26 protein-coding genes and 1 pseudogene are annotated in these 21,040 nt (G+C 36.1%); all 27 read left to right on the forward strand.

Annotated elements, in window-relative coordinates; translation table 11 throughout:
* The first annotated feature begins 3 nt into the window (after positions 1 to 3).
* Positions 4 to 921: a hypothetical protein gene (locus tag MHB61_RS10320; protein WP_003131315.1), complete on the forward strand. Its 918-nt coding sequence runs from the start codon at positions 4 to 6 to the stop codon at positions 919 to 921.
* Positions 922 to 949: 28 nt separating this feature from the next.
* A complete protein-coding gene (locus tag MHB61_RS10325) occupies positions 950 to 1,186 on the forward strand; it encodes an Ig-like domain-containing protein (protein WP_014570555.1) in 237 nt (78 codons plus the stop codon).
* Positions 1,187 to 1,259: 73 nt separating this feature from the next.
* Positions 1,260 to 1,661: a hypothetical protein gene (locus MHB61_RS10330; RefSeq protein WP_014570556.1), complete on the forward strand. Its 402-nt coding sequence runs from the start codon at positions 1,260 to 1,262 to the stop codon at positions 1,659 to 1,661.
* Entirely contained in the window at positions 1,651 to 1,995 is a 345-nt protein-coding gene (locus MHB61_RS10335) for a putative minor capsid protein (protein WP_003131319.1), read from the forward strand. The genes MHB61_RS10330 and MHB61_RS10335 overlap by 11 nt, the downstream gene beginning before the upstream one ends.
* Positions 1,992 to 2,321 carry a hypothetical protein gene (locus MHB61_RS10340; protein ID WP_003131320.1) on the forward strand — a complete coding sequence of 110 codons (330 nt, stop codon included), beginning with the start codon at positions 1,992 to 1,994 and terminating at the stop codon, positions 2,319 to 2,321. The genes MHB61_RS10335 and MHB61_RS10340 overlap by 4 nt, the downstream gene beginning before the upstream one ends.
* Positions 2,321 to 2,755 carry a phage tail terminator protein gene (locus MHB61_RS10345; RefSeq protein WP_003131321.1) on the forward strand — a complete coding sequence of 145 codons (435 nt, stop codon included), beginning with the start codon at positions 2,321 to 2,323 and terminating at the stop codon, positions 2,753 to 2,755. The genes MHB61_RS10340 and MHB61_RS10345 overlap by 1 nt, the downstream gene beginning before the upstream one ends.
* A 10-nt stretch (positions 2,756 to 2,765) precedes the next feature.
* Positions 2,766 to 3,242, forward strand: coding sequence for a phage tail tube protein (locus MHB61_RS10350; protein ID WP_014570559.1), 477 nt, complete (start codon positions 2,766 to 2,768; stop codon positions 3,240 to 3,242).
* A gap of 56 nt (positions 3,243 to 3,298) precedes the next feature.
* On the forward strand, positions 3,299 to 3,706 hold the full coding sequence (locus tag MHB61_RS10355) for a hypothetical protein (protein ID WP_003131323.1): 408 nt from the start codon (positions 3,299 to 3,301) through the stop codon (positions 3,704 to 3,706).
* Positions 3,707 to 3,721: 15 nt separating this feature from the next.
* Positions 3,722 to 4,429: a Gp15 family bacteriophage protein gene (locus MHB61_RS10360; RefSeq protein ID WP_137016561.1), complete on the forward strand. Its 708-nt coding sequence runs from the start codon at positions 3,722 to 3,724 to the stop codon at positions 4,427 to 4,429.
* Positions 4,419 to 4,946: pseudogene (locus MHB61_RS10365) on the forward strand (phage tail protein); the annotation flags it as partial. The gene MHB61_RS10360 and the pseudogene MHB61_RS10365, both read left to right, overlap by 11 nt.
* Positions 4,947 to 5,116: 170 nt before the next feature.
* Positions 5,117 to 5,677: an HNH endonuclease gene (locus tag MHB61_RS10370; protein WP_137016566.1), complete on the forward strand. Its 561-nt coding sequence runs from the start codon at positions 5,117 to 5,119 to the stop codon at positions 5,675 to 5,677.
* Between the two features lie 218 nt (positions 5,678 to 5,895).
* Positions 5,896 to 7,956 carry a phage tail protein gene (locus tag MHB61_RS10375; protein WP_212715806.1) on the forward strand — a complete coding sequence of 687 codons (2,061 nt, stop codon included), beginning with the start codon at positions 5,896 to 5,898 and terminating at the stop codon, positions 7,954 to 7,956.
* Positions 7,957 to 7,965: 9 nt separating this feature from the next.
* A complete protein-coding gene (locus MHB61_RS10380; RefSeq protein ID WP_137016568.1) occupies positions 7,966 to 9,495 on the forward strand; it encodes a distal tail protein Dit in 1,530 nt (509 codons plus the stop codon).
* Positions 9,474 to 14,366 (forward strand): phage tail protein, encoded by a 4,893-nt coding sequence (locus MHB61_RS10385; RefSeq protein ID WP_262652020.1) that lies wholly within the window; start codon positions 9,474 to 9,476, stop codon positions 14,364 to 14,366. Before MHB61_RS10380 ends, MHB61_RS10385 begins: the two co-directional genes overlap by 22 nt.
* 11 nt (positions 14,367 to 14,377) lie before the next feature.
* Positions 14,378 to 14,614 (forward strand): hypothetical protein, encoded by a 237-nt coding sequence (locus tag MHB61_RS10390; RefSeq protein WP_137016624.1) that lies wholly within the window; start codon positions 14,378 to 14,380, stop codon positions 14,612 to 14,614.
* A 12-nt stretch (positions 14,615 to 14,626) separates the two neighbouring features.
* Positions 14,627 to 14,977, forward strand: coding sequence for a hypothetical protein (locus MHB61_RS10395; RefSeq protein ID WP_014570798.1), 351 nt, complete (start codon positions 14,627 to 14,629; stop codon positions 14,975 to 14,977).
* 12 nt (positions 14,978 to 14,989) lie between these two features.
* The gene (locus MHB61_RS10400) at positions 14,990 to 15,277 is read left to right on the forward strand and encodes a phage holin (RefSeq protein ID WP_137016629.1); all 288 of its coding nucleotides are present in this window, start codon (positions 14,990 to 14,992) and stop codon (positions 15,275 to 15,277) included.
* The gene (locus MHB61_RS10405) at positions 15,277 to 16,056 is read left to right on the forward strand and encodes a peptidoglycan amidohydrolase family protein (protein WP_137016631.1); all 780 of its coding nucleotides are present in this window, start codon (positions 15,277 to 15,279) and stop codon (positions 16,054 to 16,056) included. Before MHB61_RS10400 ends, MHB61_RS10405 begins: the two co-directional genes overlap by 1 nt.
* Before the next feature lie 161 nt (positions 16,057 to 16,217).
* The gene (comGC, locus tag MHB61_RS10410) at positions 16,218 to 16,514 is read left to right on the forward strand and encodes a competence type IV pilus major pilin ComGC (protein ID WP_212715809.1); all 297 of its coding nucleotides are present in this window, start codon (positions 16,218 to 16,220) and stop codon (positions 16,512 to 16,514) included.
* Positions 16,474 to 16,905, forward strand: a complete 432-nt coding sequence (gene comGD, locus MHB61_RS10415) for a competence type IV pilus minor pilin ComGD (RefSeq protein ID WP_080585155.1) — start codon at positions 16,474 to 16,476, stop codon at positions 16,903 to 16,905. The genes comGC and comGD overlap by 41 nt, the downstream gene beginning before the upstream one ends.
* Positions 16,877 to 17,173 carry a competence type IV pilus minor pilin ComGE gene (gene comGE / locus MHB61_RS10420; RefSeq protein WP_010906316.1) on the forward strand — a complete coding sequence of 99 codons (297 nt, stop codon included), beginning with the start codon at positions 16,877 to 16,879 and terminating at the stop codon, positions 17,171 to 17,173. Before comGD ends, comGE begins: the two co-directional genes overlap by 29 nt.
* Positions 17,136 to 17,582 carry a competence type IV pilus minor pilin ComGF gene (gene comGF / locus MHB61_RS10425; protein WP_029344525.1) on the forward strand — a complete coding sequence of 149 codons (447 nt, stop codon included), beginning with the start codon at positions 17,136 to 17,138 and terminating at the stop codon, positions 17,580 to 17,582. The genes comGE and comGF overlap by 38 nt, the downstream gene beginning before the upstream one ends.
* 47 nt (positions 17,583 to 17,629) lie before the next feature.
* Positions 17,630 to 17,905 (forward strand): competence protein ComGG, encoded by a 276-nt coding sequence (locus MHB61_RS10430; protein ID WP_233180995.1) that lies wholly within the window; start codon positions 17,630 to 17,632, stop codon positions 17,903 to 17,905.
* Positions 17,906 to 17,994: 89 nt separating this feature from the next.
* Positions 17,995 to 18,432 (forward strand): zinc-dependent MarR family transcriptional regulator, encoded by a 438-nt coding sequence (locus tag MHB61_RS10435; protein ID WP_003129992.1) that lies wholly within the window; start codon positions 17,995 to 17,997, stop codon positions 18,430 to 18,432.
* Complete coding sequence (locus MHB61_RS10440) at positions 18,429 to 19,271, forward strand: metal ABC transporter substrate-binding protein (protein ID WP_003129990.1); 843 nt, start codon at positions 18,429 to 18,431, stop codon at positions 19,269 to 19,271. Before MHB61_RS10435 ends, MHB61_RS10440 begins: the two co-directional genes overlap by 4 nt.
* 176 nt (positions 19,272 to 19,447) lie before the next feature.
* A complete protein-coding gene (locus tag MHB61_RS10445) occupies positions 19,448 to 20,185 on the forward strand; it encodes a metal ABC transporter ATP-binding protein (protein WP_058221575.1) in 738 nt (245 codons plus the stop codon).
* Positions 20,178 to 20,987 carry a metal ABC transporter permease gene (locus MHB61_RS10450; RefSeq protein WP_014570791.1) on the forward strand — a complete coding sequence of 270 codons (810 nt, stop codon included), beginning with the start codon at positions 20,178 to 20,180 and terminating at the stop codon, positions 20,985 to 20,987. The genes MHB61_RS10445 and MHB61_RS10450 overlap by 8 nt, the downstream gene beginning before the upstream one ends.
* Positions 20,988 to 21,040: the final 53 nt, after the last annotated feature.

Genomic DNA, 21,040 nt, shown 5'->3' on the forward strand with positions numbered 1-21,040 from the left:
AATATGAACAACACAGAACTTTTACAAAAACAATTTGCTGCTATTTCTAAAGCAGGTAACGACGTGACGCTTCGTTCTGACAATGCGCGTGCATTTGTTTTGGATGTCGTTTCTGGACAAGCAACTCTTCAAAAATTGCCACCTTACTTTGCTAAATCATCAACAGGTTCTATCGATAAGCTTGGTGTTAAACGCCGTACAATGCGCACGCATAAAGGAACAGCTACAACTCCTACAGGTTCAGATATTGCCGAAGAATCTTCTGTATCATTTACTCTTTCACCATTTTTCGTTGATGCATGGATTGAAAACAGTAATGTATTTTATACTGCTCAAACTCGTGGCCAAGATGTACGCCAAGCGTTGACAACTCTTATGCAACAACAATTTGGAGCTGATTTACAAGACCTTGCTTTTAATGGAGACACTGCCTCAAAGGATGAATTCTTGAAACAAAAGGATGGATTCATTAAAAAAGCGCAAGCAGGAGCGGTTGTTAAACTTACACCTACTGCGCTTCCAACAATCGAAACACTTACGACTGATGTTGTGGGAGGATTCGAAAGCAAATACATCAACTCTAACTTCAAGTGGTTTATGTCATTGAAAACTTCAACTCATTATGTTGCTGAAATCCAAAGCCGTGCAACTAATCTTGGGGATGTAGCAATTGTTAATGGACAACTTACAAATATTGCTGGTTTTGCAGTTGAAGTAGTTGATAACTTCCCAGATAAGGTTGTTTTATTCTCACCATTTGAAAATTTGACCCCAGTTCTTGGATATGAAGTTAAAATGCAGACAGCTGCAGCTGATCCAACATCAATTGCTAAACAAGCAACTTATCATTTTGTTTTGACATCAGCTGACTTCGTAATCCGTGAACTTAAGATGGTTGGTGTTGTTACGGTGACACCCTGATGTTCCCCAAGAACCAACTGGGGTAACGTTGGATAAAACAACTGCAAGCTTAGCTGTTGGTGGAACTCAAAAATTAACTGCTACAGTTGCTCCTGATAACGCAGACGATAAAACTGTAACATTTAGTTCTAATAATATTGCTATTGCGACAGTCACTCCTGTTCAAGGAACTGTTACTGCCGTCGCAGAAGGAAAAGCAACAATTACAGCCACAACTTCAAATGGTAAAACTGCAACATGCGAGATTACCGTAACTCATGCGTGATTACCGTAACTGCTAAATAATTCTAAATAAAAAGGGTGGTTTATGCCACTCTTTTTTTTGGAAAGGAGGTCAAATGGAATATGTAGATAAAACTTACTATGATGAATCTTATAAAGGAGAATCAATAGCAAATGATGGATTTCCAAAATTTAATAAACGCTCTCAGGATATCATTGATTCTTTGACAAATTATAAAATACCTCAAATTGGATTTGATAATTTAAAAACAAATGTCCAAGAGTTAATTAAAAAGGCTGTTTGTGCTCAAATTGAATACTTCAAAGTTGAAGGTATTGAATCAAATATAAACGGCGTCAGTTCATCATCTCAAAGCGTTTCTATTTCTGGGTTTAGTTATTCTTCAAGCCAACCTTCTTCAAGCAGGCAGACAAACAGAGTATCTCCCAGTACATTAATGTATCTGGAAGGAACGGGTCTTTTAGTCAAAAAGGAGGTAAAAATAAGTGTTATTTGAACCAATCCCGAAAAGACTACTGATTCATGAAGTAACCTACACAGAGCCGCCAAACGTTGGCGATGGTTCTATGGGAGGTGGCTCTAAGCCTAAAAGTACAGTAATTAAGAATGTACGATTTACTCCAACTCGAAAGAAAGTAACTAAATCGGATAATACAGAAGCTTATACAAATGGCATTCTGTTTATTGATTCAGTAAACTCTAGCCCTTTCATTGAAATTAATGAGGGAGGAAAAATAACTTTTAAAAATAAGAAGTTGAATATTATTGGCTGTCTTGAAGCTTATACTGACCAAGAAACCCCTCATCATTTGGAGGTACAGTTACAATGAGTGTTAAATTTAAAGGAAACTTTAACCGAGTTGATAGAGCAATTAAAAAAGCACTCAATCCAACAAGCGTAGAGTTTGCTAAAAAAGCCAATAAGTATGTTAAAAAAGATACTGGAGCAACTGAATCGAGCGTTTGGAGCGCTAGTAACTTTGATAAAGGGCAAGTAATCTGGGATACAGATTATGCTGCTTATGCCTATTACATTGGTACCCCATCTAAGGAACATAATCCAGATGCCGAGCAGAGGTGGGGAGAAGTTGCAAAGTCACGAGACATGGAAGATATTAGAAGAGTTGCTCAAAATGCTATTAAGGAGAATCTTTGATGGATATATTTTCAGTTCTTTCTAATCGTTTGCGAACTTTACAACTAGAAACGCCACGATTAACCGATAGCGGCCGCCAAATTATCCAAGAGGATAATCCTCCACAAGATAATGAGCGTGACATATCGCTTCAATCTGTGGCGTCTGGACAAGGAATAAAAGACCTTTCTCTTGGTAGGGAAATGTCTTTTTTAGTCCAAGTCACAATAAAAAACACTGACCAATTGCAAGCTTACAATGATGCATGGAAGATAGCCAATGATTTTGATAGATTACCTCGTTATGAAAATAATGAATTGGTAACTCTTGAATCAGGAGATGGCTCTTTTTTCTTTGATTCTAGTTCCGTTTATACTCAACCAAGAAATCTTGGAAAACAAGAACATGATGCCTATCTTTATGTTTTAACGCTTGCACTAAATATTAGAAAATAAGGAGAAAAAAATGACTTATACAGGATTTGCTTTAAATTACCTCAATAAGTACGAAATTGGAGAAGCAGGAACTGTTGCCCCTGGCACAGGTAAGGTAACACCACCTAGCAAACTTTATGAACTAGCTGAAGGCATTCAATCTGTCGATCTAAAAAATGATGAAGATTCATCGGATTATTCTTACTACGCTGATAAAGGCGGTAAGCAAACGAATATTTCATCTGTTTCGACAAGCTATGCATTTAAAGGTCACCGCCGATATGCTGATAGTGATGCACAATCGTTTATTCGCGAACGACTTGCTAAAACAGGTCAAGACCGTGTTGTCTATTTCAAACATACAGAACCAGACGGGCGAATTCTTTCTGGTAATGCCACTCTTTCAGGAATCGTTCATGGTGGCGGGGATGCCGGTGAGCGCGGTAACTTCGAAGCAACTATCACTTTCAATGGTTTGCCAGATGATTCAAAATCTTTGGGCGTGTAATACATACATAAAGCTAGAGGGGATTCCTTCTAGCTTTTATTTTTTAAGGAGAAAAAATGGCAAAAAAACAAAATGAAATCGTAGTTGAACTCAAGAAAAACGTCATCCCTACTCGTGTTTTTGGAATCAAGTTCGAAATTAAAATGGGTACTCGATATTTAAAAAAATATACAGAAGAGCTTCCTAAAATTAATGAGCAAATTGAGAGCAAGCGAAAAGAAGTCAAGATTTTAGAGGGTAAAAATGACCTTAAAGCATTATTTGAATTACTTGAGTTCATTAAATCAAAAATTCAAGAATATACAGATTTAATTTTGGGTGATGGTGCTTTTGAAAAACTCTATGATGTTGCAGATGAAGATTTATTTGTAGTTGAAGAAGGAATGCGTCAAGTAACAGAGCAGTTCCAATTGATTCAAACAAAATCTAAAGCTCAATCATTTATTGACGGTAAAAAACGTTAAGACAGGAGGCTTTACATGGTACTTTCTCTTTCATGGAGTCAGCCAGATGTAATTGAAGCCAAAACTGCTGATTATGAAGTTGTAATGGATTTTTCACGAGTTCTGAGGTTATTTGAGCTTTATAAGCAAGATGATATCGATGTATCTGAAAAACTGTTCATTACCATTGAAATGTTCTTTTTAACGCCTATTAATGAGATGCCAGAGGAAGACTTTCAGCTAATACTTGAAGGATTAACACAAAAGATAATTGGTGATAATTCTAGGGAAGAAACAGTTGAGAGAGATATGAAAGGCAATATCCTCGAAGAAGAGAAGAAATTTTATGACTTTGAGGAAGACGCTGATTATATCTTTGCTTCATTTATGCAAGATTATGGAATTGATTTAATAAAAGAGCGTGAGAAATCCAATTATTACTGGAATAAAGTTCAGTCTGGAAAGATGTCGCTCGAAAAATTTAGAAATCATACCATGAGTTGGGATAAGTTTAACGCTCTCTTAACTGGGTTATCAGAAACTTCTAAGTTTAGGCGAGTGATTGAAATTCGGCAGATGGAAATTCCTGAGAATGCTAATGAAAAAGAGCGTAAAGAAATCAAAAAAGCTAAAAGTGCAGTTGCTCTGAAATCAGACCGCGAAAAAATTGAATTCGAAATGATGGATTTAAAAGAGCAACGGGAGTTCATGAGAAGAAAGGAGGAGGAATTAAATGGCCAATGACGGAGCAGTAGTAATTGATGTCATGTTAGATAGCACAAAGGCAATGACTGAATATAATAAGTTAGGTTCAGTTATGTCTGGTGCAGGAAGCAAAATAGGAGGTGCCTTAAAAGCAGGAACAGCCGCAGCAATTGCTGGAACAGCCGCAGTTGGAGTTGCAGCTGTTGGAATTGGTAAGCAAGTCCTTGCCTCCTATGCTGATTATGAACAGTTAGTAGGTGGTGTTGATACTCTTTTTGGTAATGCATCTAAAACAGTCCAAGGATTTGCTGCTAACGCATATAAAACAGCAGGGTTATCAGCTAATGCCTACATGGAAACTGTAACAGGTTTTTCAGCATCTATGGTTGCATCTCTTAAAGGAGATACTGCAAAGGCTGCTGATTACTCTAATCAAGCGGTTGTCGATATGGCAGACAATGCCAATAAAATGGGTTCAAATATCGGTGATATTCAGAATGCTTATCAAGGTTTTGCAAAACAAAACTACACCATGTTGGATAACTTGAAACTGGGTAAACCTAAAAAACTAGCTCAGTATAAACCTCGTGAAAACGGTGAAACTCTAAACGAATTAAGACGTAGACAATACCGTGCTAAGTATGAATTGATATCTGCATAGATGTTGACTTTAATGTATTTGTATGATAAAATGAATATATAAATACGTGGTAAGGAAAACTGATTATGTGGGTAAAAATTGCAAGAAATAATAACTATTCTATAAATGAAAACGGAATGGTTAGAAACGATAACACAGAACATATTAAACATCCATTTACGAACAAAGATAATGGGTATTTAATAGTTGACCTCTATATGAATAACAAATCTGAAAAAATTCCAATTCACAGATTGGTAGCAGAAGCATTTATCCCTAACCCTGAAAATAAGGAGACAGTAGACCACATTGACGGTAATAGGAAGAATAACTCTATTGACAATTTGAGGTGGGCAACTTATTCAGAAAATAATTCACGTTTTGAAACAATTGGTGTAAGGAGTGAGACAATAATTGTTGAACACTTTGCAGAAGAAAGAAAAAAACGTGGAGGCGGTCATTTATCATGGCTTTATGTGATTGAAACTCTTGAATTCAAAAGCATTTCAGAAACCGCAAAATATTTCAATTGTACAATAGGCAATATATCTTTAATGTTAGAAAAAGGTACGATTGGTCAAAGAGGAATAACAAGAGGTTATCAATTTTCTTACAAGAACAGAAAACGTTCTAAAATAAATTCATAAAAGTGTAACGGCTATCGAAACAGATTAAGCATTCTTATTTATAAAATAAGGTGCTTTTTTAATGGAGTAGAGTACACCCAAGTGGGTGGAAGTGCGAGGGTACAGAAATGTACAAGAGATAGTCTAGTCTATATGGAAACATATAGCAGTTCATAAGAGAACGGTTATAGATTAACGACCTATGACGAATATAAACGTATGGTGGTACTCAAGAAGAAATGAAGCGCCTCTTATCAGACGCTGAAAAATTCTCTGGACAGAAGTATGATATTTCTAGTTTTGCTGATGTAACTCAAGCTATTCATGTTGTACAAACGCAAATGGGCATCACGGGAACGACAGCAAAAGAAGCGGCTTCAACTATCAGTGGTTCAATTGATAGTACAAAAGCGGCTTATCAAAATCTGATTACTGGTCTGGGTAGTAGCAACGCTAATATCAAACAATTAGTCGATAACTTAATGGGTTCTTTGACTAATGTTATTAACAATATTACTCCTATTATCGGAAATCTGATAACTGCATTGCCTCCTGTTATTACAGGTTTATTGGGGGCAATTGCTAAACTTTTGCCAATAGTATTCTCTACAGTTTCATCACTTTTTGGAACTTTGCTGACTACAATAGTGAGTCTTTTGCCAACAGTTATTCCTTCTTTTACAGCAGGAATAATTTCATTGGTAAATTCAATAATTACTATAATACCTAGTATTATTCAAGCTGGGGTTAATATCATCATGAGTTTGATGCAAGGTATTGTTGGAGCTACTCCTCAGCTTACTTCAGCACTTGGTCAAGCTGTTCAGTCAATTATTGGTATGTTAGCTCAAAGCGGACCAACTTTAATAATGCAAGGTATGGTAATGATAAATGGTTTAATTAATGGTATTTCTCAACAATTACCAGCTTTAATACCATTATTGGCAAATGCTCTTTTAGATATGGTAAATGCTTGGACTACTGGATTGCCTATGCTTTGGAACTCAGGACTAAAATTAATCTTAGCAATTGTTCAAGGTGTAAGTGCGGCTTTACCTCAATTAATTGCTAACTTTCAAGCTATGATTCCTCAACTCATTAATATTTTGATGATAAACATTCCTCAAATTATTGATACAGCCGTTCAGATTATTTTAGCTTTAATAAATGGATTTGTAACCGCACTTCCTCAATTAATGCAAATGTTCACAACGTTATTACCTCAAATCATTCAGGTAATAATGACAACTTTACCTCTTTTAGTTCAAGCAGCACTTCAAATAATTATGGCGTTGGTTGAGGGAATTACAACAGCTTTACCAATGTTGATTGATTCATTTACAACATTAATGCCACAGCTCGTTACTATTATCATTGTCAATCTACCGACTATTATTCAAGCAGCTATTAAAATAATTCTTGCGATTGTTGATGGGATTGCTCAAGCATTGCCAGCATTAACACCAGCAATAGTTCAGGTTATTTTAATGATTGTTCAAACGATTATTAATAATTTACCATCAATTATTATTGCAGCTATTCAGATTTTAGTAGCAGTTGCTAGTGGGATACTTCAAGCTATACCAAAAGCAACAGGAGCAATTAATAATATGATAAATGCTTTGTTGAGTTATATTGCTTCATCTATTGGTTCTTTCCTTAGCAAAGGTGGGCAAATCATTGGAAGCTTTGTAAATGGTATTATTAGCGGCAAAAATCCAGTTGATGTTTTTAAGAATTTTATAAAAGATATCGCTGGGTTATTTGGACTAGATACACTTTATAAACAAGGAACAGCAATCATCAGCGGTTTTTTTAATGGTTTAAAAGAAAAATTTGAAGATGTTAAAAGCTGGGTAGGTGGTATTGGTAAATGGATTTCAGACCATAAAGGGCCTATTTCATATGATAGACGCTTACTCATTCCTCATGGTGGTTCAATCATGGAAGGGTTGGACGAAGGACTTCAAGACAAGTTCAAAAAAGTTCAAGCTAATGTTTCATCTATGGCTAACAAGCTAGCTGATTCGCTCACAGGAGGATTACCTTCGCTTGACACAGCATTAAACGCTAGTGTCTCTAGTTCGACTTCTTATAGTCAAGCTCAGCTAGTTAACTCTAATAATGCGACACTGTCTGAAAAGATTGACAAAATGGGCGATAGAATCGATGAAATGAATCAACGAAAAATTTCTATAAAAGTTAATGGTAGAGAAGTTGCAGAAACTATCTATGATGATTTCGAAACTGTAAAAACTTCAAGAGATACCAGAGACAGAATGATTGGTAGAAAAAAATAGGAGAGAAAAATGTTCAAAGTAAAATATGGTGATAACTACCTCACAGATTACGTTAAATTCACTAAAATTGAACGTGGAGTAGCTTCTGAAAATAATCTAACTACAGAAGAAAATTCGTCTGATGGTGTTGAAATTGTATCTGTAAAAAGAGGTCCTAAAGAAATCCCAATGTCATTTCATGTTATTGATGGATTAGATGTAAACTTCGTCAGAAGGAAATTGGGACAAATTCTATCATCGAACGTTACCAAAGAGTTAAGTTTTAGCGATGAACCAAATTATTATTATAATGCGATTCTTACTGGGAAATTTGAATATACCGATAATGGATTTGAAGCCGATGGTTCATTTACTCTATTTGTAAGTGACGGTGCAGCTCACAGGACAGATAGAATTACATTAAATTCTTCGAATAGCGGAGGTGCTAATGGAAGCATTACAAAAAACTCTGATGGAACTGTCAGAATAAAAATAATAAATAATGGTACAAAACCAGCATATCCTAGAATTGACATTACAAATAATCAAGAAAACGGATATTTATCCTTAGCTCATGTTAGTGGTGGGTTTGCTATGGGGAAAATTACAGAAGCCGATGGTATAGATGTGCAAAAAAGCGAGTATCTTTATGATAGCAAGGATGACACATCGTTTTCTAAATTTAAAGATGTTGCAGCTGGAACTGTTAACCCTCAAAATAATTGGTTAGCCACGAACGGAAAACTTGAATTTCAAACAGATGGGTTGAGATTAAAAGACCAAGGAACTGTTGATTCTAGACAAGGAGTAGCTGGTGGTATGAAAGTAATGACTTTACCAGCAGATTCAAACGGTCATGTTGGAGCAGTTAATTTCTATTCATATTTTAATATCTTTGCTTGGGCTGGTGCATTTGGTCAAACTGGATTATTACAAGTTCTATTTACTGATAAGAACGATAAATTAGTCGCCGGATATGGAATTTCAAAAGGTGATATGTCTGGAAATAAAGCTCAAGTTAAATTCTGGTGCGGTGGTAGTAATCCGAGAGAATTAGGTTCAAAGGATTTTATTTCCAATAACGGCGAAGGAAATGGCGCTGGAGATATGAATAACGTACAATTCAATGAGAGAAATGGTAGTACAGATTTTGTTAAAACTGGCGAGAAATTGGAATTCTATTGGAAGGGGGCTAGAATTCCTTTTTATATTCCAGATTTAGCAAATGTTGAAATTGCAAAAGTTTACATTTATATTGGGCAATATACACAGTCGAATAAATTTATGACTAATTTATATATGAGAAACATATCTTGTCGTAAGGATAATATCCAAAAATGGGAAGATATTCCAAATCGCTATGCAAAGCATTCAAAGTTTTCAATTGATAGTTATTACGGAACAATTAGTATTGATGGGGTATCATCAGCAAATGAAAAAATAAACGGAGCTAAATTTTTGGTTTTTCCACCGGGAGAAAGCGAAATAATTCTATCACCTTCAAGTTGGGTAACTATTGCTCCAGATGTAGAAATTTCATGGGAGGAAAATATACTTTGATTATTAATGTTTTAAATAAAGACTTAGTTCCAGTAACTTTCATTGATAATGATATTCCCGGTTTACCAAGTTATTACAAAGATACTTTGATTGATTATCTAAGTCTAGGTACAGCATCATTTGAATTTACGATATTAAAATCCAAAAACAACATCATTCAAGACTACTCCAGATTTTTTAATGATGAGACATGCTTCTCTTTCGAGAAAAATGGTAAACAATATGCAGTTTTTCCTGCTGGTTCAGATGGGTTCTATGAAACAGACACAGAAATAACGTATAAATGTTTATCACTAGACCGTGAATTGTCTTTAGAATATGTTGATAAGTTTGATAATTCATCAACTCATACTCTGCAATGGTATATCGATTATTTTGAATTAATTTCAAACAATCAAATTGAAATTGGAAGGAATGATGTTGCTGATTATACAAGAGTCATAAAATATGATTCCCAAGATACAAAACTAAATCGCCTTTTATCTTTAATTAACAACTTTGATGCCGAGTTTGAGTTTATTACAAAACTAACCAATAATGGCGCGGTTGATAAAATAATTTTAAATATCGTTAAAAAACGCGATGATTCAGGCAAAGGTGGTATAGGGGCAATCAGGGATGATGTTGAGCTTGTATATGGAAAGAACGTTAAGGGGATTGAGAGAACTTATAATTTTGAGTTCTTTAATGCGTCTAAAGTTATAGGTAAAGATGGAACTAATTGGAATTCAAGTGAATTTTCCTATATTAATTCAGATGGAGTTGAGGAGTTTTATAAAAGAAAAAATGACGATACAGCATTTGCTCCACTTTCTGCTCAGAAATATCCAGCTCATCTTAGAAAAGACTCTTCAGATATATGGCTTAGGAAAAATTTTGAAACCGAGTATACTACTCCTGCTCAAATGTGGGGATATATTGTTCAACAATTTAAGTCATACGCTTATCCTCAGATTACTTATAAAATCAAAACAAATAGCAATTTAGTATCGCAAGCTCTCGATGGAAAACTTCCTATTCAGATTGGTGATACAGTAACCATTGAAGATGATAATTTTTCAAATGAGCAAGGTGATTTCGGATTAATCTTAAGAGCGAGAGCAACTGAAATTAAATCATCCGATAGTAATCCAGAAACAAACGAAATCACCTTTGAAAATTTCGTTGAATTGCAAAATGATTTATCAGATGACCTAATGACACAAGTTAATCAGTTGGTCGATGCAGCTACTCCGTTTCGAGCAGAACTTAGCACAACTAATGGCACACAGTTCAAAAATGGTACTGGCTCAACAACTTTATCAGCTCATATTTTCAAAGGCTCTGCAACAACTGAAACAGTCGCAGACAGCTACGAATGGTCGAAAGATGGAACGGTTGTTGCGAACGCTCAGACTATCACAGTTGATGCCAGCGGAGTTGTGGATAAAGCAGTTTATAGTTTTAAAGCAACGGTTGGCGGTAAAGTAGTCGCAAGTCAGTCGGTCACTATCACTAATGTGAATGATGGAACAAATGGACGTTCTGTTACAAACGTTTCTCAAAAGTGGCGTTTGACAACGACTACTGCAACACCAACGCAAGCTTGGTCAGACGCAGGTTGGCTCACTACTCAACCAACAACGACAGCTACTAATAAATATCTATGGTCTATCACTCGAACAACTTTCAATTTAGCACCTTTAACGCAAGATGTTATTGAACAAAAAGCAGTTTATGGTGATAAAGGCGATAAGGGAGATACTGGAAATGACGGAATAGCAGGTAAGGACGGTGTTGGAATAAAAACCACTGTTATCACTTACGCTATTTCAACAAGCGGAACGATAGCACCAAACACTGGCTGGACAAGTTCAGTTCCCAGTCTTGTAAAAGGGCAATATCTCTGGACGAAAACAGTTTGGAATTACTCAGACGGAACGAGTGAATCGGGATATACAGTAACTTATATTGCAAAAGACGGAAATAACGGTAATGACGGAATTGCTGGTAAAGATGGCGTTGGGCTTATTAATACCACGCTACGTTATGCAAAGTCAAAAGACGGTGTAAATAAACCTGAAGGTCGTATTGTAGCTTCTTTCACGGATAAGTTCATACCAGCTCGCTCAATCATCGATAACCTCATCATGACTGGTAAACAGGTTCACCTCGAACAAGGTAAGACTTATATCTTATCTGCTGAAACGAACGGCATATTTACAAATGTTCATAATGTGGAACAAAGTAACAACGCTACAATCTGGATTGTTAATCCAAGTTTTAGCACGTGGGATATTATTTCCGACACCAACACAGCTATCGGTACGAAATACACGCACAATCGTCCGACTGGTGATTACGAAATTCGTATTAACAGTTATGAAATAGATAATTCAATTTGGGTTAAAAACATTGTATTTGAAGACGGTACTTGGACTCCTGACATACCAGTGGCCAATCCCGGCGAATACCTCTGGACGAGAACGACATGGTTCTATTCAGATAACACAAATGAAACTGGTTTTTCCGTTGCGAAAATGGGAGAACAAGGACCTAAAGGAGACCCTGGTAAAGACGGAATAGCAGGTAAGGACGGTGTTGGTATTAAAACCACCGTTATTACTTACGCTATTTCAACAAATGAAACAACAGCACCGGCAACTGGCTGGACAAGTTCAGTTCCCAGTCTTGTAAAAGGGCAATATCTCTGGACGAAAACAGTTTGGAATTACTCAGACGGAACGAGTGAATCGGGATATACAGTAACTTATATTGCAAAAGACGGAAATAACGGTAATGACGGAATTGCTGGTAAAGATGGCGTTGGGCTTATTAATACCACGCTACGTTATGCAAAGTCAAAAGACGGTGTAAATAAACCTGAAGGTCGTATTGTAGCTTCTTTCACGGATAAGTTCATACCAGCTCGCTCAATCATCGATAACCTCATCATGACTGGTAAACAGGTTCACCTCGAACAAGGTAAGACTTATATCTTATCTGCTGAAACGAACGGCATATTTACAAATGTTCATAATGTGGAACAAAGTAACAACGCTACAATCTGGATTGTTAATCCAAGTTTTAGCACGTGGGATATTATTTCCGACACCAACACAGCTATCGGTACGAAATACACGCACAATCGTCCGACTGGTGATTACGAAATTCGTATTAACAGTTATGAAATAGATAATTCAATTTGGGTTAAAAACATTGTATTTGAAGACGGTACTTGGACTCCTGACATACCAGTGGCCAATCCCGGCGAATACCTCTGGACGAGAACGACATGGTTCTATTCAGATAACACAAATGAAACTGGTTTTTCCGTTGCGAAAATGGGAGAACAAGGACCTAAAGGAGACCCTGGTAAAGACGGAATAGCAGGTAAGGACGGTGTTGGTATTAAAACCACCGTTATTACTTACGCTATTTCAACAAATGAAACAACAGCACCGGCAACTGGCTGGACAAGTTCAGTTCCCAGTCTTGTAAAAGGGCAATATCTCTGGACGAAAACAGTTTGGACATACACGGATAACTCATCTGAAACAGGTTATTCAGTCACTTATATTTCTAAGGATGGTAACAACGGTACTAATGGAATTGCTGGCAAGGACGGCGTTGGTATTAAAACTACGACCATTACATACGCAGGTTCAACAAATGGAACGACAGCACCAAATACTGGTTGGACTTCCACAGTTCCAACAGTTGCAGCAGGTAACTACCTATGGACTAAGACTGTTTGGGCTTATACGGATAATACCAGCGAAACAGGATATTCCGTTGCAATGATGGGGGTTAAAGGTGAACGTGGAAAGCAGATTTTTAAAAGTAGTTACGAGTCTGTACCACATAATAATTTTCATTATTGGTCTGATTTAAGCCCAGCACCGTCCATTGATAATCCTCCAAAAATTGGTGATACCGTAATCACTCCATCTGGCAACATTTTACAAATTGATACTGTAAACGTTGGCGGCGGAGGCGGTGGTGGAACTTTTGGAGTTGGCGATGTACTTGGAAACATCAAAGGACCTTCTGGTAGTAACGGCGACCCAGGTAAAGTTGTTTCTGATACTGAGCCAACGACTCGATTTAAAGGCTTGACTTGGAAGTATTCAGGCACCACTGACCTTACAGCTAGTGATGGAACGGTCATTAAGCCAAATGTTGAGTATTACTATAATGGCACTCATTGGGTGATTAACTATTTTAGCGTCAATAACTTTGCGGCTGAATCGATAACATCAGATAAAATTGATGGTAAAAATTTAACAATTACTGATGGTGAGTTCATTAGCAAAACAACTAATGGTCCAGTTACAACCTCTACTGAAATTAAAGATAATCATATTTCGATTTCAAAGACAGACGGAACTGTTAATACCAGAAATGATATAGCGCTTGATTCTGAACAAGGACTAGCTCAGAAATTTACGAACATTAATACAGGATTCTACAGAACAGCTGGGATTAATTATCAAGGGCCATTCACAAGTGACTCAGATGGAAATTTTGCTCAACTCACACCTCAAGGCACAAAGTTATCTACTGATGTTCCTTGGACCAAGCTTAGTTTGATGAATAATTTTAATGGAAATATTGAGTATGCAATTATCAATGGGACTGTCTATATATCAGCGTCAGGAGTTGGCGTACCAGCAATGACTGCTGGTCAATGGAAGCAAGCGGCTCAATTGCCAACAGGAAGTTCAGCAATTCCAATTAGAGCAAATCGAATTGCAGCAGGAGATAGTGTAGATGGTCTAAGTTGGGCATTACTTTCTAATCAGGCTGGAGGAATATTCATTCGATGCAGTGGTAATAAATCGCCAACAGCTAACTTATTTAATGCCACATTACCATATCCTATCGGATAAAAGGAGGAAAAATGGAAAAAGTAAATACAACGAATACAACAACTGATATCTTTGTCGATGATAAGAATGTGGGTAATTTTACTCTCACGACGTTCGACAACGGGACAATGAATGCAAATTTCATGATTAATGACCCTACAACATTTCATGGCACGCCAGAAGCAGCTCAAGACATAGCTAATTTGGTTAGCTCGGCAGTTAATCAGTCTAAAGCTTTGTTGGCTGATTTTGAAGCTAGTAAAGAATAGAAAGCAGGTGTTATGGAACTAGAACAACTTGTGGAACAGCACGAGGACAAACTCAAGCGGCACGATAAAGAATTATCTCGACTTAATGATATGTCAGTTGAAATGCAAAAGCAGATGAATGATGGCTTGACTCGTGTGGATGAATCCAATCGCTTTTTAAGAGAACAGAATACTCGACAATCTGAACAGAATGCTCAAATACTACAAGCAGTTATCAAAGGCAATGAAAGCTCAGACGAACATCAGTTTCAGTTAAAATTACTTGATAAAACAAACTTTTGGAAGTTGACGATTGGAATCGGCGGTTCTGCAGCAGGAATTTTTGTAGCATTAACTGAAATAATCAAAGTAATTTTTAAATAAAGGAGAAAGAACATGAAAACAATTGATAAAGGCACACTTACACGTACAGTCTTACTTTGGCTTGCAATTTTAAACCAAATTTTAACAGCGTTAAACATTAATCCATTGCCACTTGACGATAATACTGTCAGCACAGTTATCACAACAGTTTTTGCGCTTTGGGCATGGTGGAAGAACAACGACTTCACTCATGCAGCCAAAAAAGGAACTGAACTTACTAAAAGTTTAAAAAATGGAGATAGTGTTCAAGTAGTTAAGGCATCTGATTCTGACCACGAATTCACAGAAGGAGGCGAATAATGCCAAGTATTGAAAATATGATTGCTTGGATGCAAGCACGAAAGGGTAAAGTTACCTATTCAATGACTTCACGAATGGGTCCAAACTCTTATGATTGTAGTTCATCAGTATTCTTTTCAATGATTGCTGGTGGTTTTCTGTCAGCAGGTTCAATGGGAAATACTGAAACCTTGTTTGGAATGTCAGGAACAAAACTGAAAGAAATTAGTCGAGGAGAAGTGCAACGTGGCGATATTTTCATTTCAGGCACTCCAGGCGGTTCTGCTGGGTCAGATGGGCACACAGGTATTTTCCTAAGTAACGGCTCATTCATTCACTGCTCTTACACTCACAATGGAATTGCAGTTGATACGAATGATGCATACATGAGCACTCGCTTACCACATCACTTTTATCGGATTGTTGGTTCAGGTTCAGGAAATACTGACAACAAACCTCAAATGGTTACATTAAATGTTGATGGCCAGTTTAGTAATGCGACTGCTAAACGATTGCAAGAATACTTTGATACAGCTGGAAAAGACGGAGTAATCAGTCACCAGTACAAACAAACCTTTAACCAAAATATTTATGCTGCACAGTTTGATTCATCGCTGACAGGTTCAAACGTGGTAAAAGCATTGCAAAGATTCCTAGGAATTGGCCAAGACGGATTATTTGGTCAAGGAACTATCAAAGCTTTACAGAAGCATCTTGGAACAACGCAAGACGGAACTATCAGCCCAGTTTCTGATTCTGTGAGAGAATTACAGCGTCGATTGAATGCGAACAAACTGTAGGAATTAACCCCGCTTCGGCGGGTGTTTTTTTATTTTTAAAAACTTAACATATTTATCAAAAAAAGGTAAAAAGTTAACATGCATACCTTATGTAACCATTTCGCCTTTTTTCTTTAAAAATGTAAACTTTAGGAACTATATAATAGTAGAAAGTCTTTAAAATGAGTTTTTTAGTTACCTTAATTGAGATGTTAATTGTACTAGCTATTATTAGTATTTTAATATTACTATTTGTTCCAAATTTAATTAAAGAAAAATCACAAGTTCAAAAAACTGGAGAAGCGGCAGTTGTAAAAGTAGTAGAAAGTCAAGCTCAACTTTATGAATTAGATCATGATGATGAGAAGCCGAGTCTGCCAGAATTGCTCAGCGCTGGGATGATTACTCAAAAACAAATTTCTGCTTACGATAATTACTATGATCAGAACAAAAATGAAGAACGAAATTTTAATGACTAGAGCATTTACTTTACTAGAGTCTCTTCTAGTTTTGTTGATTATTTCTTTTATCACAACTCTTTTTTCTTTAGAAATAATACAAACAGTCCATCTTTTTAAGGGAGAACTGTTTGTTCTCCAGTTTGAAAATTTCTATAAAAGGAGTCAAGAAGATGCTGCACTGCTTCAAAAATCTGAAAGTTTAGTTGCTAAAAATCAAGAATTAATCTGTGAAGATAGAAGTATCACAATTCCAAAGGAGGTAGCAGTTAAAGATTTTACAGTTAAATTTGATGATAAGGGAGGGAATTCTAGCTTACAAAAACTCACAATTTTTTTACCTTACGAAAAAAAGTTCATCACTTATCAATTGGAGATAGGCAGTGGAAAATTTAAAAAGAAAATCAGTTAAGGCATATTTGCTTTTGGAAAGTTTAATTAGTATAGCTCTACTCGCTTTTCTAGTCAGCTTTATCGTAAGTTCTCTTGTGCAAGTAAGACAAAAAGATACGGAAGAAAATCAAAAGATTGAAGCTTTAAACGTGGCACAAATGGCGATTGAAAGTCACTTAACAGAATTATCAATCAACGGTTCTGATATAAAGATAAAAGAAAACCAAAATTTACTGATTATTAGTAATCATGGAAAGGAAATTATGCGACTTGAACTTCAAAGTTAAAGCATTTACCTTGTTGGAGTGTTTGGTGGCACTTCTTGCAATTTCTGGTTCAGTCCTTGTCATCTCAGGTTTAACAAAGATGTTGAAAGAACAAGTGGCGATTAGTCAAAGTGATAGCATAAAAGATTGGCAAATTTTCTGTCAGCAAATGCGTTTTGAACTCTCAGGAACAAAATTAGATAGGGTAGAACAGAATTTTCTGTATGTAACTAAAGATAAAAAACTAAGGTTTGGTTTTATGAGTGATGATTTCCGGAAGACTGATGACAAAGGTCAGGGTTATCAGCCAATGCTTTATGATATAAAAGCGGCTAAGATTCAAGCTACTAAAAATTTAATAACCATAAGAATTGATTTTAATCAAGGAGGTGAAAGAACATTTATTTATCAATTTCCAGAAGATACGTAAGAGGAGGAATACTTCTATATACGCTAGTCTTATTATTGATGTTTTCAATGTTTCTTCAGTTCTATTTGGAAAGGCAAATAGATGATGCTCGACAATTAAGAAGTGAAAAGGAGCAGTTAACAGCTGAATTAATGGTGTCAGTAGCTTTAAAGACTGATTTAAAATCTCAAGGTCAAATTCATTTTGATTCAGGAGATTTGTCCTACAATTTACTGACAGATTCGTCAGCCAGTTCAAAAATTACTGACCATTCAAGTGATGAAAATACCTATCAATTTAGTATCCATCTAAAAGATGGCGCAAACTTTCAAATAAAAAAATAAAAAAATAAAAAAATAACGTTAACTGGTTGACATTATTTTTTCTTTGCTATATAATTAACCAGTAAACTAATTATGGAGGACGAAATACGATGAGTATAGCAAATCAAATCGACCAGTTTCTTGGGACAATCATGCAATTTGCAGAAAATAAGCATGAAATATTACTTGGTAAGTGTGAAAGTGATGTGAAACTAACGAGCACACAAGAACATATTTTAATGCTTTTGGCAGAACAAATATCGACAAATGCTAAAATTGCCGAAAAACTAAAGATTTCTCCAGCAGCAGTAACTAAAGCTCTAAAGAAATTACAAGAGCAAGAACTAATTAAATCAGGTCGAGCCACAAATGACGAACGCGTGGTCCTTTGGAGCTTGACAGAAAAAGCGGTTCCGGTTGCTAAGGAGCATGCTACTCATCACGAGAAAACTCTGAGTACTTACCAGGAATTAGGGAACAAATTTACTGACGAAGAACAAGAAGTGATAAGTAAATTCTTATCAGCACTTACGGAGGAATTTCAATGAAAAAGATATTGATGTTACTTGCTATTCCAGCAGTTTTACTCTTGGCAGGTTGTCAAAAATCAGCCAGTAAGCCAGAAGTTGTCACGACTTTTGAGCCAATGTATGAGTTTACGAAGGCAATTGTTGGTGACAAAGTCGATGTCGAAAATATTGTCCCTGCTAATCAGGAAGTTCATGAATTTGAACCAAGTGCAAAGCAAGTTGCGACAATGACAAATGCTGAAGCTATTGTTTACAATTCTAATGACCTTGAAAAATGGGCCAAAAAAGTAAATAATAAAGGGATTAAAATCGAAGCCAGCAAGGATGTTGATAAGATATCTGGTGACCCTCATACTTGGATTAGTCCAAAGCAAGCAATTATTGAAGTTAATACCATTGCCTCTGAGCTTGGGAAAAAATTCCCAGATGATAAAGCAACTTTTGAAAAAAATGCAGCGAGTTATGTCGCTAAATTGAAGAAGCTAGACAGTGAATTTGATACTTTGAAAGATGCTAAACAAAAAACATTTATTACACAACATGAAGCTTTTGCTTATCTAAGTCGTGATTATGGTTTGAAAGAAATTGCGGTTGCTGGATTGGATCCAGAAGTAGAACCTTCAGCATCAACGCTAGCTAATTTAAAAGTTGAAATGGAAAAAGCAGGACTAAAAAATGTTTATTTTGAAGGAAATGCTAACAGTAAAATTGCTGAGACTTTAGCAAAATCAGTAGGGGCAAACCTTATTGGTATCAATACTGTTGAAGGATTATCTGACGAGCAGAAAAAAAAAGGTGACAATTATCTCACATTGATGCAAGATAATTTGACTGCTTTAAAGAAAACTATCAAGTGAGTTTAAGGAAAAATTAAGATGAGGGATTTATAATGAATTTCTTCCAAAAAATCTTTTCATAAAACTCCTTGAAACTCTCGTTCTCATGAACGGGAGTTTCGTGTTTTTGAAATAAAAATAGATTAGTAAGAAAAACACCGAAATAAAAATTACTATTAGAGATATAAAGAGAAAAAATGAGATATATCAATGTTGAAAACTTGACTTTCTATTATGATAGAGAGCCAGTTCTAGAAAATATCAGCTATCATGTTGATTCCGGTGAATTTGTCACATTAACAGGTGAGAATGGTGCTGCCAAATCAACTCTTATAAAAACAACTTTAGGAATTTTAAAACCTAAAAAAGGTAAAATAAAAATTTCTCCCAAAAACAACCGAGGAGAAAAATTAAGAATTGCTTATCTTCCTCAGCAAGTTGCAAGTTTTAATGCTGGTTTTCCAAGTTCGGTTCATGAATTTGTTATGAGCGGACGCTATCCGAGACAAGGCTGGTTTAAAAAAATGACAGCTCACGACTCAGAACACGTTAAGGCAGCCCTTGACTCAGTAGGAATGTGGGACTACAGAAATAAGCGTATTGGTGAACTCTCTGGAGGGCAAAAGCAAAGAATTGCTATTGCAAGAATGTTTGCCAGTGATCCTGACTTATTTATTCTTGATGAGCCAACAACAGGAATGGATGATGTATCAAGTAGTGACTTTTATGAATTGATGCACCATGCGGCTCATAAACATGGAAAATCTGTTTTAATGGTCACTCATGATCCGGAAGAAGTGAAAGATTATGCTGACCGAAATATCCATTTATTGAAAGATAAAAATGGGAAATTTGCTTGCTTTGATTTGCATGCAGACCGCGATAGAGTAGCTCAAGAAAACCAACAAGAATTAAAGGAGGAAGCTGATGTTTGAATTATTTCAGTATGATTTTATGCGAAACGCTCTTTTAGCAGCAACCGCTATTTCAATATTTTCTCCTTTGCTTGGCGTATTTCTTGTACTACGTAGACAGAGTTTAATGTCAGATACATTATCACATGTATCATTAGCCGGTGTCGCTTTTGGGGTTCTCTTAAGTTGGAATCCAACAATTACAACTTTAATTACAGTTGTAATTGCGGCTGTTTTTCTAGAGTATTTAAGAACAATTTATCATAACTATATGGAAATTGCGACGGCCATTTTGATGTCAGCAGGACTTGCCATTGCCCTTTTGATTTTGAATTCCTCAAAAGGAGCAACAAGTGTTAGTTTGGAGCAATATTTATTTGGCTCAATTATCACAATTTCCTTATCGCAAGTGATTATGCTTTTTGTTTTAGCAGCAGTTGTTTTGCTTGGATTTATTCTCTTTTTACGTCCGCTTTACGTGATGACTTTTGATGAAGATACAGCTTTTGTTGATGGACTTCCTGTTCGATGGATTTCGATTGCTTTTAATATTGTCACGGGGGTTGCTATTGCCCTGATGATTCCTGCAGCGGGGGCTTTACTTGTTTCGGCAATTATGGTTTTACCTGCTTCAATTGCGATGCGTCTAGGCAAATCTTTTAAAGCTGTGTTGTTTATCTCGGTTATTGTAAGTTTTATTGGTTTAAATGCTGGCTTGATTGCCTCTTACTATATGGATGCTCCAGCATCTGCCGCAATTACTTTAATTTTCATCGTCCTTTTCTTGGTAACTTCAAGTTTAAAACGATTGATTCGAGCCTAAGAAATAAACAAAAAGAAGTGGTAAAAATGTAGTGACCCCCAAAAGATAGACTT

The sequence above is a fragment of the Lactococcus sp. FSL K6-0773 genome (genome assembly GCF_038006485.1).
GTDB classification, from domain to species: Bacteria; Bacillota; Bacilli; order Lactobacillales; family Streptococcaceae; genus Lactococcus; species Lactococcus lactis.